Raw genomic sequence first — 16240 nt, 5'->3', positions numbered from 1 at the left:
CGGAAAGAAACTGCAACGCGGGGGAGGCGACCCCAATGGCTTTCTCATATCGTCTTTTGCTTCGTACGCTGCTTAAGTGCCTCGGAAAGTCCGATAAGCGCCGTGAGGAGCGAGACCAAAGCGGTCAGGAGCTTCACGAAATCAATCAGATCGGTCATGGGCATCACCTCCCGTCGCATGGAGGGCGCTGCCCGGCACATGGAACTGCCGTCAACAACTGCCATTCTATCAAAGCGCGGTCATAAATACGAATATATGTTCGATAATAACAGCAACGTGATTCCCTCGAATAGCAGCCTTTCGTAAGGGCGGCAGAAGACGGCGCTGGGCGATTGGGGATAGACGCGCAGGTCTTCGTCACCGAAAGCCCGTTTGATTAACCAGCCCTCTGTAGGTACACTGCATATTGATGGGCCCGGGATGACCGCTGATTCAAGTCACCGGGCCTAAATCTTTTTCATGCATTTGAATAGAGCGGGCGATTCTCTTGGGGCCGTCTGCATGGCGTGCGACCAGCGCATGGTATTGCGCCCCGCTTTCATGTCCGCACGAGCGCCTATCCTTACGGCAATGTAGCCGCTTATGTAACGAGCGGCATTTGACGGAGAGAGGCCATAACCGTGTCAGCTGAAAAGACGCCGTGCATCTCGGCTATCGATACGACGAACTTTGCGCGCCAGATTGTGCTGGACTTTGAGTTTGCGCTGGTGCCAAAGCAGCGCCAGCGACGTGGACTGCGCAATGAGATTATCGAGGTCGGCGCCGTCAAGCTCGATTACCACGGTAACGTTATGGGCGAGTTCTCGCAGTTTGTGCAGACGGAATTTACCGAAGGCGTTGCGTTCCCCGTCCGCGAGCTTACGGGGATATCGGCCGTGGACACCGCGATGGCCGATCCGCTCTATGTGGTGATCAAAAGGCTCAGCGATTGGATTGGTCGCTACTCCGCCCAGGTGGTCTGTTGGAGCGGGGCAGATCGTCGACAGCTTTTGACCGAGTGCCAAGCAAAGCACATCGACCTTGCCGCATTTCCTACGGACTGGGCCGACCTGCAGGCGTTTTACACTTCGATCATGGACGTGGGCAGCCACGGGCGCGTCTCTTTGAGTGACGCGGCAACGTGGTTTGGCATCGAGTTTGACGAGTCGACGGGCCACGCTCACAGCGCTCTAGCCGATGCGCGCGTGGCCGCCAAGTTGCTCAAGCAAGTGATGGACGGGAACTATCGCGTGAGTCCGCGTGCCCAGGAGATCCGCCAGCGATGGAGGATGGGCGAGCGAGCCCGGACGCGCTTCTCCAGCAAGTGCCCTGAGCTGGGCGACCTGCTGCTGAGGCTGAAGGCGGAGGGGAGGTAGGGGCGTTAGCTGTCTGCTTGGCGCATGCTTGTCGCGTATCGCTACTCTTCCTGCTGCTTGGCAGGCAAGATGTAGACGTTCTCGGCGTCCACGGCGATCTGCGTGGGGCGGTTGTAGAGGGTGTCGATCTCCTTTACGCTCTGCTTGAACGGCGCGACGTCGGGCGTCTTTGCCTGATGGAGCTTCTCGAGGAGTTTCTCGGATTGCCTGTCGTTGAACCTGCCGATGTCCTCTCCCGCGCCCTCGAGCGCCTCGTCGATGAGTGTATGGTCGCCCACGGGGGTCTTTGCGATGGCGTGACCGAGCAGCTTGCCCGCGGATGCGATACCGCCCAGCAGCGCCGAATCGACGGTGTCGGCAGTTCCTGCCTCAAGGGCGTCGTAACACTCGGTGTAGAGCTCACGGTACGCGAGCGAATCGGCCTCGATCTTCGCGGTGGCATCCGCGAGCTTTGCGGGCTCGAAGTTCTGGGCGAGCATGGGTTCGAGGAACAGCGAGAATGCGTGTATGTAGGTGGCGAGCTGGCAGTCTTTGAGGTATTCGAGCACCTTGTCGAGGCGTCTGCCCAAGCCGTCTCGCACCTCGATGAACCCTTTCTTTTTCAGATCTGCCTGCGCCTGCGAGCGGAAGAGTTCCATGTCCTGCGCGGACGACTGCTTGATGTCGAGCACCTTCATATGGGCGTTTGCCATGTAGGTGGCGTTGCTGTAGTTGAGGCCGTAACCGTTGAGGATGTCTGCGAGCGTCTTGAGGTTGCCGCGCATGTTGGCCTTGTCGCGCTGACGCATGTACTCGAACATCTCGTCGACGGACTCCTGGATGGAGTCGAGCTTTTGGTTTATCTGCGCGATTGCGGCTGCCATGAATAGCGATGTTGGATCGTAAGGCACCTGCGTGACGCTTGTGGCGATGTCGCCCTCGACTACGTGGAAGCGCGCCTGCCCGAAACCCTTGGCCGCATCGCGATAGGATCCCATGAGGCCACTGCCGTCCTTGAACGATTGGAGTATCGACGGGTCAAGCGGATTGCCAAGCTTATCGGTCGGCTGGAGCAGCATGGGCACGCTTACTGTGTTGGAGACGGTACGGAACGTCGAGGGGAGTGAGGCGAGCGCTATGCCGAGCTGGGGGACTCGTTCGAGTGGGAGCTTGATGGCGCTGGAGACGTCCACCCGCTCCTAGGTGAGCGCGAGGTGGATTTTGGTGGATGCGAGCTGTTTTGCCACGAGTTCTTCTCGGCCATCGTCCGTCGAGGGTTTGATCTCGTTGTCTGCCATAGCGCGCTCCTTGCTTACGTTGATAGTCGTGGGCATTATCTCATCGCCTGGTGGCTTGCCAGAGCGGGGTAGAGACCGAGCATCTGGCGAAAATCGTTAACTGATTGCATTTCAGCGGATTGGGTTGATTGTAAGAGAAGGACGGCTATCCATCTGCCCCTCCCAGTTGAGTTCGCTTTGAGCTACTGTTCGTGCCTATGCTGCTTGGGCTCAAGCCTTCTCGCTGCCGTGAAGCAGGCCGTGGCCGCCATGGCTAATGCGATGCTGGCCATCCAAGCGGAGTCGCCGGTTGTGGCGAGCTTTGGTTCATCGGCTGTCGTGTGTCCCGACCTTTTTGTAGACGCCTCGTCGGCGTCCTTTTCAGGAGTGGCAGGATCACTTTTGTTGTCGCCGGGTGAATCTACATCGGTCTTGCCGCCCGCTTGCTCCCCTTGGGTCTTCCCCTCCACGGTGAAGGACGCATCGGTCGACGTCCCGTCCTTCCAGACAGCCGTGACGGTGTGTCCGCCGGCGGCGAGCGTGTCTAGGTAGGCCGGCCTGAGCTCGATAATCGTGCTGCCCTTGGTTGTGGTGTAGTTCTCAGCGGAGACCTCATTTCCGTCCACAAGGAGACGCGCGAACTCATCGAGAGGACCGCTGAAGCGGAAGGTCAGGCCGACCCCGCCGTCCTTTGCATACGCCTGTCCGTTGCCCTTGGTGGCGGCATACAGCGGGGCGGTCACGTCAAAGGTGACGTCCCCCGCGTCGTCGACATCAAAGGTCTGAACGCCGGTCTTGCCGTTACGCTCGGCGTAGGCGGAGCTGTAGACGAAGGTCTCATGACCCGCCTTGTCGAGGACCGCGAGGGCATGGATTTCAAACGAGCCCATCGAGAGCGACGTGGGGAACTCGATTTCGATATAGCCTCTTGCCGCATCGTAGTTGCAGCTCAACATTTTGCGAGTTTTTGCCGAGTTCGGGTCTTCGACATAGCCGGGGTCGCCGAGGATCGGGGAGACAGACTTCACGCCGTCCGCGTCGCCTACATTGCAATAGATACGGAGGACCCCGCCGACAGGGACCCTCTTCGCGGAGATGGAAACGTTCGAGACCGTGGGCGGGTTCCGGTCGATCGCGCTGCCGGTCACCTCGAAGCACAGCTCGCTCGGGTCGGCAACCGAGAAAGTCGCGCCCGAGATGCCGTTGGCCCTGGCGTAGGAACTCTCGTACACATCGGTCTCGAACCCTAGGTCATCGGTGACCGAAAGGCCGATCAGCCTGTGCCTTCCGATCCTATTACTGTCGAATGTGAGGTCGAACCCGTCGATAGACGAGCCTCCGTGATAATAGGCCGACGAAACGGAGCAGCCGTCGTCCTTATCCTCCCAGCCCCGCTGCAGTATGGGGGAAACGGAGCGAACGCCGTCCGGGTCCGCGACAGACCAAGAGATGTGGAAGTCGGCGCCGGTCGCGACCTCCCTGCTCGAGAGCGACACGGAGGACACGGTCGGCGGGTTCTGGTCCGCGGGCCCCTCGGTCACCTCATAGACGAGAGGGCTGGTGGCGAAGGTCGGACAGTCGAGCCCCTTCTCCTCGGCATACGCCGCGTCGTAGACATCGGTAACCCATCCAAGGCTATCGGTCACGCCGAGGCCGATGATGCGATACCTGCAGGGCTGGTCGCTCGGGGAGGTGGGGATATCGAAGCCCGCGGTCGTGTCGCCGGTCGACTGGAAGGCGAGACGGGAGCTGTTGCCTTGGCCTCCGTCATCGCTATCGACGACGACCTCGACTATCGGCGTGACTGACCGCACCCCATCGGGGTCGTCCACATCGTAGCCGACACGCAGCGTGGAGCCTGCCGTGACGACCGTTGCGGATATCGTCACGTTGGATATGCTGGGCGGGTTCGGGTCTGACGCGGCGAGGGCGGTTGAGGGCAAAGCCAGCGCTACGGCGGCGGACAACGGGACGAGCAGGCTAAGTGCAAAGCGCCTGGGGAATTTCAAGGAGGTCATTGGCGGCACCGATCTTCCATAATTGCTGCAACGATACCAGTATATCTTTGGCCCACGTTAGCCAGATGTTCTTTCCGCGAACGGCTCGTTAGTTTAGAGACGGCATATGGACGCCTGTCTCGCCCAAGTTTCTCGTAAGGGCGATTATGAGGGCATGAAGAGACTTTCTCGGAACAATCAATTGGGGATATCAAAGAAATGCTAGACGCCGCCCGATCGCTCAATGCCTTTGAGATGAAATGCAGCGCATCGGCTACGTTGTTGAGATCATTTATCGAGCGATACGTCATTCCAGCTGAGGCCACCGTCATGAGGCTTCTGCTCCTACACCCCCCGCAATCCCGCGGGCCGCACTCAACAGCTCGTACTCCCTCTGACTCCACTGGCGCAGCTCAGCTGTGCGTACGGCGTCGCGGCACAGGTCCAGAAACACCTCAGCTCCCTCGCAGAAGCATTCGCGGGCAAAGTCACCCGAGCCGTCCGCGATGCACTCACCGTCGGCAAAAAGCTTCCAGCTAGACGGCTCACGCGAGTCGTCTCCGAGCAGCTTAATCTGCAGCACATGCGGATTGCCAGCAGCACAGAGCTTTTCCTCGAGCTTCTGTACCATAAAGCGCATCTGGTGGGAGAGGCTGCTCTTGACCATGGCCGAGGCGTAGCCGTTCGGCTCGTCCAGAAGATGCATTCGTTTTGGCTTGGCTGCCAGGTTGTGGAAGTTGCGCTTACTGCGCACAGAGAAATTGTCCATACGGATTCCTTTCATCGATGTTGGCAGGGCCACCGTGCCTCTTGGCCGGTTGGCGTCGGGATCGTGGAGCCAACTCTCTACCCCGACTCTGGATAAAACGCGCCCGCTCCTTGCGGGCAAGAGGAAGTCTATCAACGTGTGCGGACAGAAATCAAGCGCTGCCTGCGAAATGACGTGTGAACGGCGTTGGTTTCGCAAGTGATTATTCGGCTTTCATCCGGAAAGTGTCGAAATCAGCCGTGTAAAAGTACGGAAAAGTGTCGAAATAGGCACCTTAAAACTTCGGGAAAAAAGTGTCTAATTCGATAGGCAAATTATCCGGAAAAGTATAGGGTATGTAAAATAACTGGTTGGGTTTGTTAGTTTTCTGGTTGAAGAAAGCATCCTACCGTTTTGTTAAGCCAATGGTTGGATTTAAAGCGAAGCAACTCATTGAACTTGTAAAATCTCTGGCTGAAATCGTCTTTGCCAGAGAGGACCGACCATGGCCGAGAAGTCCGCGTTCGACTACGTGAACGAGATTTTGGGTATCGCCAACTACGTGCACGATGTGTTTCGCCCCGCCGACACTACTGGGAACTGCCCGAGCCGCATCTCGAACGGCTACGCCGAGTGCGCCAACAGGCTCATCAACGGGACAGACGTGCGGGGCCGGGGCTATTCCTTCGACACACTACGGGCCCGCTCGCTCCACCGTAGACAGAACCTCGATCGCATCATCGCGAGCAACGGCCTGACGATTGGCCCGCGCGTCGACGTCCCGGGACCGCTCTTCGTGACCGGGCCCGACCGCGACGACGAGATGGTGGATGAGTTCATCGGCTCGAGGTCGGGAGCGAAGATAGACGCGAAAACGGGAGAGATTCTCTGATGGAGAGTGTGTTCAATGACCATGTGTTTCCTAAATACATGAGCCAACAAGTCATGAAGTCTCAGATGGATGGCTTCAACGACCCCACTTTGAGGGATTTCTCGCTGTTGGACTCGTCTGCCTTGATGAAGGACGAGTTTAAAGCCGATAGGTTCGATGATGAGTTCATACGATCTTTCCTCAATGCCGCAAAGGAGCTTGCGGCCGCTGGGAGGAAAGCAATCGACAAGCCTGGTATGTATTTGATGCTGGAGTATTCCTACGCGATTCCGGTAATGTTCCTCACAAGGCACTGTATTGAGCTTGCAATTAAAAGGGCGATAAAAAGGTGTGGAGCTGAGCCTAAGAGAGATCATGGCCTCACGAGCTTGTGGAACTCTTTGCTCTCAAGGTTTCCGAGGCAAAAGTGCCGTGAGGACAATAGAACCATCAAGAACATGGGTGCTTTCGTAAAAGCCGTTGCTGACATCGATAACAACGGCATCAGTCTCCGCTATCCGCAGGACAAATCAGGCAGGCTAACGCAAGACAGGCCGCTATTCGTCAACAACGAGGAAGTCGTTTCGTATTTGGAGAAATTCGTAGAGCAGCTTGAACTGATTGACTTTGATTGTATTGTCGAGAACGGTAAATAAATGGTTGGGAACCGCTAAATACCGTTTCTAAAACCATTGGTTGGAATTATGGTTGTATTAGGCCGATAATCGAAATAGCTTTTGATTTTTTCCAACTACTTATTTTACATACCAAAAGTATAGCTGGATGACAAAACAGCACTTAGAAGCCGATGCTGAATGCGAGATCCTGCGGCTGCCTTCAGCTCTCGCTATTCGTCGTCCCCGTCGTTGGGGTCGCCCTTGAGGGTGTTGATGTCCAGGTACTGGTTATCGTCCTCTTTTTGCTGGGTCTCTGACTCCGCTTGGGTGGGGCCGCGGAACAGCTGGAATCCCTCAAACGCAATGACGCCGAGCAGGGCAATGATAATGGCGATAAAGGCAACCTTGACTGCCTGCGGAAATTCCGAGAAACGCAGCGCCTTTTCCTCGGCGTAATAATCGGCGAAGCGCTCTTCGCCCGTGCTTTTGGTATACGCCGGTGCGGATGCGGCCTCCGGGTCATATTCCGGTGCAGGCGTGGCAGCGTACGGATCGTTGAGATAATCGCTCGATGCGGTGCCATAATCCTCGGTCTCGATGCGACCGTTGCCAGCATAGCCATCGGAATAATCGGAATATGCCTCACCGCCCTCATAGTCCGCGGCGCTCGTGTTGGCGGCAAAAAGCGGGTTAACTGGAACATCGAGCGCCGGCATGCCGGTAGAGGTCTCATCCAGATCGGCTGCAGCCCAGGAATCGTGGGCAACCTGATGGGCAACGGGCTCATCGAGCCTTGTGACCGGAGGCTTGCGCGCCGCAGGAACGGGCAACTGCTGGGCGTTATACATAACGGTGCCGTCGGCCGATTTGCCCTGCGTCGCTGCAGCGAGAAATGCCGCCGTCTCGGACGGGTCGCTTGCGGGGCGGGGAGCGGGCGTGGGCGCCGAAGTGGGTGCGGGCGACTGCGCAGGGGTCGGCGCAGATGCGGGCTTAGGCGCAAGTGCGGGATTGGGGTTTGACGGGCGAGCCCCGCCGCCCATGAGTTCGTCGGCGGTCCACGGGCGATCATCCATCACGTCGTCAAGGCTCAGCGAAAACAGGTCGTCTTCACCCTCATCGAACATGCGGTGCACATGTCCACCAATTGCCGGAATCAATCCGCGACCGGTGCATGATGCCTTGCTCAACGCCATTCTGTTCCATCCTTTCGAAATACTAATGACATCGATTATATGGAACTTCCCAAGCTGCTCGGTCTTGGATTCGTGCTTTCCAGAACTCGCGCCCAAAAGGGGAGGGGCAATCCAGGCGAGCGCTTACTTGTCGCCGGCCGCCGCCTTGGCCTCATTGAGGTAGCTATAGAAGCTGTACTTGGAGATGCCAAAGAACTCGCAGGCGCGCTCGCTCGACTTGGAAATGAGGAAGGCACCGCGACGGTCGAGGTAGCCAATGGCACGAATGCGCTCGTCTTTGGTCATGAGTGCCGCGGGCTTGCCCACAAACTGCTCGCACTCGTGCAGCAGGTCCTCGAGCAGGTCGCCGATGTTCTTGGTAATGGGCTCGGGCTCGGTATAGCCCGTGCCGCCGGTGCCGGTAAAGGCATCGAGCGAGCGCTCAAAAGCCTTCATGAGCGTAATGTCAAAGTTAATGCCCAAAATGCCGACGGGCTTGCCCTCGTCGTTGCGGATAAAGATGGTAGAGGACTTGAGCAGCTTGCCATCGGTTGTTTTGGTGAGGTATGGCTCGCGGTCGTGTACGTCGGTGGCGCCCTCGTGCATGGACTCAAACACGATATGGCTGGGGCCGTCACCCAGTTTGCGCCCGCTGACGTGGCCGTTTTCGATCACTACGATGGAGTGGTCCACGTCCTCGGTCTCTAGGTCGTGGACGACGACTTCGCAGTTGGGGCCAAATTGGAGCGCCAGGCCGTGTGCTAGGCGCTTGTAAAACTCAATCTGTGCGGGGGTCATGGTTGCCTTCCTAAAAATTAGTTTGGGCACACTTTGCCATAAACCACACTTGGCCGCAAACAAATCCATCAACAAGGCAATTCATGACCGTTCGGCGGCGAAAAAGTACCGATTACGGCAACAAACAATTCGTTAGGTATGCCAATCAAAAAGTGTGATAGAACAGTACTAACAAACTTTTTGTTTGGCATCCACATAAAAGTTCAGCCGTGTGAATGGGATCGGGCTGAAACGCGTATGCGGGGGCCGGCAAGAGAGGACTTAAGGAGTTCACCGTATGGCCGATAAGATCCAGTGGGCGAGCAACACGATGCCCAAGAGCGATGACAAGCACTTGGGAATCATGAGTCTCGACCACGTGAAGAAGGCCCGTGCCTTCCACCAGTCGTTCCCCCAGTACACCGTCACTCCGCTTGCCCGCCTGGACGGCCAGGCCGCGCGCCTGGGCCTATCCAACCTGTGCGTTAAGGACGAGAGCTATCGCTTTGGCCTCAACGCCTTTAAGGTCCTGGGCGGCTCGTTTGCCATGGCCAACTACATTGCCGACGAGACCGGCAAGGACGTTGCCGACTGCACCTTCGATTACCTGACCTCCGATCAGCTGGCCGAGGACTTTGGCCAGGCCACCTTCTTTACCGCCACCGACGGCAACCATGGCCGCGGCGTGGCATGGGCTGCCAACAGGCTCGGCCAGAAGGCCGTCGTGCACATGCCCAAGGGTTCCACCAAGCCCCGCTTCGATAACATCGCCGCCGAGGGCGCCACGGTGACCATCGAAGAGGTCAACTACGACGAGTGCGTGCGCATGGCCGCCGCCGAGGCCGACGCCTGCGAGCGCGGCGTCATCGTTCAGGACACCGCCTGGGAGGGCTACGAGAAGATCCCGTCCTGGATCATGGAGGGTTACGGCACCATGGCTTCCGAGGCTGCCGAGCAGCTGCGCGAGATGGCCATCAACCGCCCGACGCACGTGTTTGTCCAGGCTGGCGTGGGTTCGCTCGCCGGCGCCGTGGTGGGCTACTTCACCAACCTGTATCCCGATAACCCGCCCACCTTCGTCGTGGTCGAGTGCGCTCCGGCCGCCTGCCTGTACAAGGGCGCTGCCGCCGGCGACGGCGACCCGCGCATCGTGGACGGCGACATGCCCTCCATCATGGCCGGCCTGTGCTGTGGCGAGCCCAATATCCTGGGCTGGGATATCCTGCGCAACCACGCTACCGCCTTCGTGTCCTGCCCCGACTGGGTCACCGCTCGCGGCATGCGCACCCTAGGCGCCCCCGAGAAGGGCGACCCGCGCGTCATCTCCGGCGAGTCCGGCGCTGTGACCACCGGCCTGGTCGAGACCCTCATGCTCGATCCCGAGTACGCCGAGCTCAAGGAGCTCATCGGCCTGGACAAGACGAGCTCCGTGCTCTGCTTCTCCACCGAGGGCGACACCGATCCCGACCAGTATCGCCGCATTGTTTGGGAAGGCGAATATCCCACTTGCTAATCGTTGGGGCGGAGTAAATAGGTATCGCTCCGCCACCTCACAGGTAGATTCCTTCGTTTGAAAGGTTATGAACAATGGCTAAAGAACTCGATTTCGACGCTATCAAGGCTGCTGCTGAGTCCCACCGTGCTGATATGACGCGTTTTCTTCGCGCAATGATTAGCCATCCCTCTGAGTCCTGCGAGGAGGGTGAGGTTGTTGCCTGCATCAAGGCCGAGATGGAGAGCCTTGGCTATGACGAGGTCAAGGTCGACGGCCTGGGCAACGTCATGGGCTTTATGGGCGAGGGCGACAAGATTATCGCCATCGACTCCCACATCGACACCGTCGGCATCGGCAACATTGAGAACTGGGACGCCGATCCCTATGAGGGCTACGAGACCGACGAGATCATCTACGGCCGCGGCGGCTCTGACCAGGAGGGCGGCATGGCTTCCGCTACCTACGCTGCCAAGATGATGAAGGACATGGGCCTCATCCCCGAGGGTTACAAGATCATGGTCGTCGGCACCGTCCAGGAAGAGGACTGCGACGGCATGTGCTGGCAGTACATCTACAACAAGGACGGCATTAAGCCCGAGTTCGTCATTTCCACCGAGCCCACCGACGGCGGCATCTATCGCGGTCACCGCGGCCGCATGGAGATCCGCGTCGACGTTCACGGCACCTCCTGCCACGGCTCCGCTCCCGACCGCGGCGACAACGCCATCTACAAGATGGCCGACATCATCGCCGACGTCCGCGCTCTCAACAACAACGGCTGCGACGAGTCGACCGACATCAAGGGTCTCGTCAAGATGCTCGACCCCAAGTACAACCCCGAGCACTTCGAGGATGCCCGCTTCCTGGGCCGCGGCACCTGCACCGTCAGCCAGATCTTCTACACCAGTCCCAGCCGCTGCGCTGTCGCTGACTCCTGCGCCATCTCCATCGACCGTCGCATGACCGCCGGTGAGACCTGGGAGTCCTGCCTGGACGAGATCCGCAACCTGCCGGCCGCCAAGAAGTACGGCGACGACGTGAAGGTCTCCATGTACATGTACGACCGTCCGTCCTGGACCGGCGAGGTCTACGAGACCGAGGCTTACTTCCCCACGTGGATCAACAAGGAGACCGCTCCGCACGTCAAGGCCCTCGTCGACGCCCACAAGGCCATGTTTGGTGACGAGCGCATCGGCTGCGAGCCCAGCATGGACAAGCGCACCGGTCGCCCGCTGTGCGACAAGTGGACCTTCTCCACGAACTGCGTTTCCATCCAGGGCCGCTACGGCATCCCCTGCGTGGGCTTTGGCCCGGGTGCCGAGTCTCAGGCTCACGCTCCCAACGAGGTCACCTACAAGGACGACCTGGTCACCGCTGCCGCCATGTACGTGGCTGCCCTGAACCTCTACGATCCGAGCCAGGCCGATGGCGATGCCACCGTGTTCCGCGCCGGTCTGACCAACAACAAGATCGATTAGTCCCATTCCTCGATTTTGTTGAGCCGGGGGCCGCTCGTGTCCCCGGCACCCCCTGTTGACTTGGGGCCCGCGGTCGTTATCTCCCATGCTTCCTCAACGGTGGCGGGTCCTCGTCATGGTGCTCTGCATGTTCTAGCCACACGCGCATGGCGGAGCACATCTACTCATTGCGATCGTTTCATCTTTAGAAAGGACATTTCCATGGACGCTAAGTTTACCGAGCTCGTCGAGCAGCTGAACGGCCTCGATTTTAAGGGTATGTACGGCAGCGACTTCCTGCACACCTGGGACAAGACCACCGATGAGCTTAAGGCGCTCTACATCGTCGCCGACGCCCTGCGCGAGCTGCGTGAGAACAACGTTTCGTCCAAGATCTTCGACTCCGGTCTTGCCGTCTCGCTGTTCCGCGACAACTCCACCCGTACGCGCTTCTCCTTCTCTAAGGCCGCCAACCTGCTCGGCCTTGAGCTGCAGGACCTGGACGAGAAGAAGTCCCAGATCGCTCACGGCGAGACCGTCCGCGAGACCGCTACCATGATCTCCTTCATGGCCGACGTCATCGGCATCCGCGACGACATGTACATCGGCAAGGGCGACGCCTACATGGCCGAGGTCTCCGAGTCCGTACAGCAGGCCTACGAGGACGGCGTTCTGGATCACCGTCCCACGCTCATCTCCCTGCAGTCCGACTCCGACCACCCCACGCAGTCTTCTGCCGACATGCTCTACCTCATCAACGAGTTTGGCGGCCTTGAGAACCTCAAGGGCAAGAAGGTTGCCGTTACCTGGGCCTATTCGCCCTCTTACGGCAAGCCGCTGTCCTGCCCGCAGTCGCTGATCAGCCTGCTGCCCCGTTTTGGCATGGACGTCACCCTGGCTCACCCCGAGGGCTACGACCTCATGCCCGAGGTCGTCGAGCGCGCCAAGGGCTATGCCGCCGAGTCCGGCACCACCTTTAAGCAGGTCAACACCATGGCCGAGGCCTTCGAAGGCGCCGACATTGTGATCCCCAAGAGCTGGGCTCCGTTTGCCGCCATGGAGAAGCGTACCAACCTGTACGCCGAGGGCGACGACGCCGGCATCGCTGCGCTCGAGAAGGAGCTGCTCGCTCAGAACGCCACCCATCAGGATTGGTGCTCCACGACCGAGCTCATGGAGAAGACTGCCAACGGCCAGGACACCATCTTTATGCACCCGCTGCCCGCCGACATCTCCGGTGTCTCCTGCGAGCACGGCGAGGTCAACGCCGACGTCTTCGACATGCACCGCGTGGGCATGTACAAGGAGGCCAGCTACAAGCCGTACGCCATCGCAGCCATGATGTTCCTGCAGAAGGTTGCCGATCCCGCCGCTACCCTCAAGGCCCTCGACGAGCGCAACACCGCCCGTTGGTTCCAGGCCTAAAGCCGGGTTGAGGTAAGCCATGTAAAGGGGGCGCTCTGCCAACCGGCGGGGTGCCCCTTTTTGCATCGCGGGCGTGCGGGATAAGCGCTTTCGATGTAGATGCCCGCGGCGCGAGTTATGGGTACGATGGTTTCAGGGGAGGTATCACCATGAAACTTGGATGCGTCATTATGGCTTCGGGCGAGGGCAAGCGGTTTGGCTCTAACAAGATGCTTGCCGATATCTATGGCGAGCCGCTGATTGCCCGGACCATCGATTCGGTTCCCCGGGGCTTTGACGTCGTGGTTTCGACGCGTTGGCCCGAGGTCGCTCAGATTTGCGAGGACAAGCATTGCCCGTGCGTGCTGCACGATGGCGAGCTGCGCAGCGAAAGCGTCCGTGCGGGCCTTTCGTGGGGAGTCGAACGCAACTGGAAAGGTTGCCTCTTTTTGCCGGGCGACCAGCCGCTCGTGAGTTCGGATTCTTTTGAGGCTATGGTTCGTGCATTTGACGAACGTGGCCGCAAGCATCCGGTGCGTCTTGCGTGCAACGGTGAGCCTTCGAGCCCGGTGCTCTTTCCGGCGGAACTGTTCGATGCGCTCATGCGTCTTGAGGGCAAGGACGGCGGCGGTTCGATCCTCAAGGACCGTATTGACGTGGTGCTGGTCGAGGCGCGTGCCTACGAGCTGTGGGACGTCGATACCGCCAAGGGACAGCGACGCATAACGGAGCATATCGCCGCCTGCTCGTATTTTGATCGCGTGGCCAACAGCATCAATCAATAAGGAGCAATTATGATCATCATCAAAAACGGCGCGCTCGTGACGCCCCAGGGGCTTCGCCGCGCCGATCTTGCCATGGATGGCGATAAGATCGTGCGGATCGCCGCGGCGATTGAGCCGGCCGAGGGCGATACCGTCGAGGACGCCGCGGGCTGCTGGGTGTTTCCCGGCTTTATCGACGGCCACACGCACATGCAGTGCTGGACCGGCATGGATTGGACAGCCGATAGCTTTGAGACCGGCACGCGCGCAGCTGCCTGCGGCGGCACGACGACCATCGTGGACTACGCGACGGCCGATCGCGGCGTGACCATGCCCGATGCCTTGGCCGAGTGGCATCGCCGCGCCGGCGGAACCTGCACGGCCAACTACGCCTTTCATATGGCACTCGCCGAGTGGAACGAGCGCAACCGCGCCGATCTTTCGGCCATGCGCGAGGCGGGCGTGTCGTCGTTTAAGACCTACTTTGCCTATGACCACCTGCGCTTGGACGATGCCGAGACACTCGAGGTGCTCGAGGAGCTCAAACATATTGGCGGCATACTGTGCGTGCATTGCGAGAACGGCACGCTGGTGAATGAACTGCAGAAGCGCGTGTACGAGCGAGGGATTCATGGACCCGAGGGCCATGCGCTCAGCCGTCCGGACGTGTGCGAGGCCGAGGCGGTGAGCCGTCTGCTGTATCTGGCGCACCTGGCCGGCGACGCACCGGTCAACGTGGTGCACCTTTCGACCAAGCTGGGGCTCGAGGCCATCCGCGCCGCCAAAGCGCGCGGGCAGAAGAACATCTATGTCGAGACCTGCCCTCAGTATCTGATGCTCGACGATACTTGCTACTTGGAGCAGGGCGAGGACGGCTTTGCGGGTGCCAAGTATGTGATGAGCCCGCCGCTGCGCCATGCCGGTGACCGTGCCGCGCTACGCGAGGCGCTTGTGGCCGGCGAGATCGATACGATTGCGACCGATCATTGCAGCTTTAACCTGCACGGGCAAAAGGACCGCGGGCGCGACGATTTCCGCGCGATTCCCAACGGCGGGCCCGGCGTGGAACATCGTCCCGTCGCGATTGCCACGAGCTTTGAGGGCCAGCTGGGCCCCGAGGATCTGTGCCGCTTGATGAGCGAGAACCCGGCGCGCGTGTTTGGCATGTACCCGCGCAAGGGCTGTCTTGCCGAGGGCGCCGATGCCGATGTGTGCGTGTGGGATCCCAAAGCGCGCTGGACAATCAGTGCCGCGACACAGCATCAAGCTGTGGACTACACGCCGCTCGAGGGTTTTGGGGCACATGGCCGCGCCAAGGTCGTGTTTGTGAACGGCGTGCTGGTGGCACGCGACGGCGAGCCCACCGGAGCCCAACCCGGCCGCTACGTCCCCCGCTAGCAGGAAGGCCGCCAGGGTAGCTAATTTGGGACGGGGCTCTTTTAGCTACCCTTGCCTGCCTGATGATTTTTCTCTCAACATGGGGTAGCTAAAAGAGCCCCGTCCCAAATTAGCTACCCCTTGAGGCTGGTGGCGACGATGGGGCTGCCGAGGGCTGCCTCGAAGCAATCTGCCATCGTTGGGTCGGCAAGCGTGTCGACTTGGTTGAGCATGATGCGGGCATTGTTGAGGTTCAGCATTCGCAGCTCGGCATTGAGCACCATGGCGACGCGCTCTGGGGTGGCAGCGTCGGTGGGCTCGCAGCCGCAGCGCTCGCAGAAGAGCTCGGGGCGGTGGGCAGCCTCGGCGACGGGCTTGCCCAGCCCCGAAGCGCCGACGACCCAGACAACGTTTGCCGTGGCGTCGGGAATTACCGGCTCCCAGGCGGCGTGGGCCTTGAGCGGGAGCCGCTTGCTGCCGTCCGCCTCGGCCAGGACGTAGTCAAAGCGTTGCGCCAGCTGGTCGAGCGGCTCGGCAGGGGAGGAGAGTTTGCCCGTCTCCGGGTCCAAAACACCCGCCTGGCAGATACTTCCGCGGCTCATGCCCGCGCATGCCTCGCAGGTGCAACCGGGGACATGCGAGGCGCCCGGCTTCCAAGGCGCGGCGTCCAGGCGACGGCTCGACCCGTCCCACGGCACGCCGGCGACGGGGAACATATGCGTGGTGGTGCAGAGGAGCACGCGGCCGCCAGCGCGCATGAGCTCAAGACCCAGCGTTTTGAGCAACGTCGACTTGCCGCCGCTGCCGATAATCGCGGTAATGCCCGGCTCGATCCTGAGCGCCGAGGCAAGATTGCCGCTAACCGTTTCCATCTGTTCACCGCCGTATAATACTGTGATAATAAATAATCATCAGAGTAGCGGTCGAACCGCTTTTGCTCTGCTCAAACC

General features: G+C 59.8%; 14 protein-coding genes and 1 riboswitch. Of the genes, 8 read left to right on the top strand and 6 right to left on the bottom strand.

Features of this window, described 5'->3' with window-relative positions:
* The first annotated feature begins 620 nt into the window (after positions 1-620).
* Positions 621-1355: a 3'-5' exonuclease gene (locus tag FGQ61_RS07470; RefSeq protein ID WP_171021545.1), complete on the top strand. Its 735-nt coding sequence runs from the start codon at positions 621-623 to the stop codon at positions 1353-1355.
* A 41-nt stretch (positions 1356-1396) separates the two neighbouring features.
* Here FGQ61_RS07470 and FGQ61_RS07465 read toward each other — a convergent pair whose 3' ends face one another.
* From FGQ61_RS07465 to FGQ61_RS07455, 3 genes are all read right to left on the bottom strand, one after another.
* On the bottom strand, positions 1397-2527 hold the full coding sequence (locus FGQ61_RS07465) for a hypothetical protein (RefSeq protein ID WP_138375109.1): 1131 nt from the start codon (positions 2525-2527) through the stop codon (positions 1397-1399).
* A 287-nt stretch (positions 2528-2814) separates the two neighbouring features.
* Entirely contained in the window at positions 2815-4629 is a 1815-nt protein-coding gene (locus tag FGQ61_RS07460; RefSeq protein ID WP_138375108.1) for a hypothetical protein, read from the bottom strand.
* A 307-nt stretch (positions 4630-4936) separates the two neighbouring features.
* Positions 4937-5377 carry a hypothetical protein gene (locus FGQ61_RS07455; protein ID WP_138375107.1) on the bottom strand — a complete coding sequence of 147 codons (441 nt, stop codon included), beginning with the start codon at positions 5375-5377 and terminating at the stop codon, positions 4937-4939.
* Positions 5378-5385: 8 nt separating this feature from the next.
* Positions 5386-5476: riboswitch (SAM riboswitch) on the bottom strand.
* Between the two features lie 385 nt (positions 5477-5861).
* On the opposite strand from FGQ61_RS07455, the gene FGQ61_RS07450 reads away from it, so the two are divergent.
* Both FGQ61_RS07450 and FGQ61_RS07445 read left to right on the top strand, forming a co-directional pair.
* Positions 5862-6248, top strand: a complete 387-nt coding sequence (locus FGQ61_RS07450) for a hypothetical protein (RefSeq protein WP_138375106.1) — start codon at positions 5862-5864, stop codon at positions 6246-6248.
* A 65-nt stretch (positions 6249-6313) separates the two neighbouring features.
* Positions 6314-6883: a HEPN domain-containing protein gene (locus FGQ61_RS07445; RefSeq protein ID WP_229025946.1), complete on the top strand. Its 570-nt coding sequence runs from the start codon at positions 6314-6316 to the stop codon at positions 6881-6883.
* A gap of 191 nt (positions 6884-7074) precedes the next feature.
* Here FGQ61_RS07445 and FGQ61_RS09760 read toward each other — a convergent pair whose 3' ends face one another.
* Together FGQ61_RS09760 and FGQ61_RS07435 are read right to left on the bottom strand one after the other, a co-directional pair.
* Positions 7075-8037 (bottom strand): hypothetical protein, encoded by a 963-nt coding sequence (locus tag FGQ61_RS09760; protein WP_138375104.1) that lies wholly within the window; start codon positions 8035-8037, stop codon positions 7075-7077.
* A gap of 123 nt (positions 8038-8160) precedes the next feature.
* Positions 8161-8814 carry a helix-turn-helix transcriptional regulator gene (locus FGQ61_RS07435; RefSeq protein ID WP_089573552.1) on the bottom strand — a complete coding sequence of 218 codons (654 nt, stop codon included), beginning with the start codon at positions 8812-8814 and terminating at the stop codon, positions 8161-8163.
* A 277-nt stretch (positions 8815-9091) separates the two neighbouring features.
* Between FGQ61_RS07435 and dpaL the strand changes: the two genes are divergently transcribed.
* From dpaL to hydA, 5 genes are all read left to right on the top strand, one after another.
* Complete coding sequence (gene dpaL, locus FGQ61_RS07430; RefSeq protein WP_138375102.1) at positions 9092-10306, top strand: diaminopropionate ammonia-lyase; 1215 nt, start codon at positions 9092-9094, stop codon at positions 10304-10306.
* 74 nt (positions 10307-10380) lie between these two features.
* Complete coding sequence (locus tag FGQ61_RS07425; RefSeq protein WP_055252228.1) at positions 10381-11766, top strand: YgeY family selenium metabolism-linked hydrolase; 1386 nt, start codon at positions 10381-10383, stop codon at positions 11764-11766.
* A 201-nt stretch (positions 11767-11967) separates the two neighbouring features.
* A complete protein-coding gene (gene ygeW / locus FGQ61_RS07420) occupies positions 11968-13170 on the top strand; it encodes a knotted carbamoyltransferase YgeW (RefSeq protein WP_055252229.1) in 1203 nt (400 codons plus the stop codon).
* 149 nt (positions 13171-13319) lie between these two features.
* Entirely contained in the window at positions 13320-13934 is a 615-nt protein-coding gene (locus tag FGQ61_RS07415; RefSeq protein ID WP_138375101.1) for a nucleotidyltransferase family protein, read from the top strand.
* A gap of 9 nt (positions 13935-13943) precedes the next feature.
* Complete coding sequence (gene hydA, locus FGQ61_RS07410; RefSeq protein WP_138375100.1) at positions 13944-15311, top strand: dihydropyrimidinase; 1368 nt, start codon at positions 13944-13946, stop codon at positions 15309-15311.
* 113 nt (positions 15312-15424) lie between these two features.
* On the opposite strand, the gene yqeC is transcribed toward hydA, so the two are convergent.
* Positions 15425-16162, bottom strand: a complete 738-nt coding sequence (yqeC, locus tag FGQ61_RS07405) for a selenium cofactor biosynthesis protein YqeC (protein WP_138375099.1) — start codon at positions 16160-16162, stop codon at positions 15425-15427.
* Positions 16163-16240: the final 78 nt, after the last annotated feature.

This window comes from Collinsella aerofaciens (assembly GCF_005844325.1).
In the GTDB taxonomy this organism is placed as follows: Bacteria; Actinomycetota; Coriobacteriia; order Coriobacteriales; family Coriobacteriaceae; genus Collinsella; species Collinsella aerofaciens_G.
Note: the sequence above shows the minus strand (reverse complement) of the source record. Positions and strands in the feature narration are given on the sequence as shown.

Excerpts from the sequence above, each read along its gene's own strand:
- FGQ61_RS07460 (WP_138375108.1), bottom strand. The coding sequence starts at position 4,629 with ATGACCTCCTTGAAATTCCCCAGGCGCTTTGCACTTAGCCTGCTCGTC.
- FGQ61_RS07455 (WP_138375107.1), bottom strand. The coding sequence starts at position 5,377 with ATGGACAATTTCTCTGTGCGCAGTAAGCGCAACTTCCACAACCTGGCA.
- FGQ61_RS07450 (WP_138375106.1), top strand. The coding sequence starts at position 5,862 with ATGGCCGAGAAGTCCGCGTTCGACTACGTGAACGAGATTTTGGGTATC.
- FGQ61_RS07445 (WP_229025946.1), top strand. The coding sequence starts at position 6,314 with ATGGATGGCTTCAACGACCCCACTTTGAGGGATTTCTCGCTGTTGGAC.
- FGQ61_RS09760 (WP_138375104.1), bottom strand. The coding sequence starts at position 8,037 with ATGGCGTTGAGCAAGGCATCATGCACCGGTCGCGGATTGATTCCGGCA.
- FGQ61_RS07435 (WP_089573552.1), bottom strand. The coding sequence starts at position 8,814 with ATGACCCCCGCACAGATTGAGTTTTACAAGCGCCTAGCACACGGCCTG.
- dpaL (WP_138375102.1), top strand. The coding sequence starts at position 9,092 with ATGGCCGATAAGATCCAGTGGGCGAGCAACACGATGCCCAAGAGCGAT.
- FGQ61_RS07425 (WP_055252228.1), top strand. The coding sequence starts at position 10,381 with ATGGCTAAAGAACTCGATTTCGACGCTATCAAGGCTGCTGCTGAGTCC.
- ygeW (WP_055252229.1), top strand. The coding sequence starts at position 11,968 with ATGGACGCTAAGTTTACCGAGCTCGTCGAGCAGCTGAACGGCCTCGAT.
- FGQ61_RS07415 (WP_138375101.1), top strand. The coding sequence starts at position 13,320 with ATGAAACTTGGATGCGTCATTATGGCTTCGGGCGAGGGCAAGCGGTTT.
- hydA (WP_138375100.1), top strand. The coding sequence starts at position 13,944 with ATGATCATCATCAAAAACGGCGCGCTCGTGACGCCCCAGGGGCTTCGC.
- yqeC (WP_138375099.1), bottom strand. The coding sequence starts at position 16,162 with ATGGAAACGGTTAGCGGCAATCTTGCCTCGGCGCTCAGGATCGAGCCG.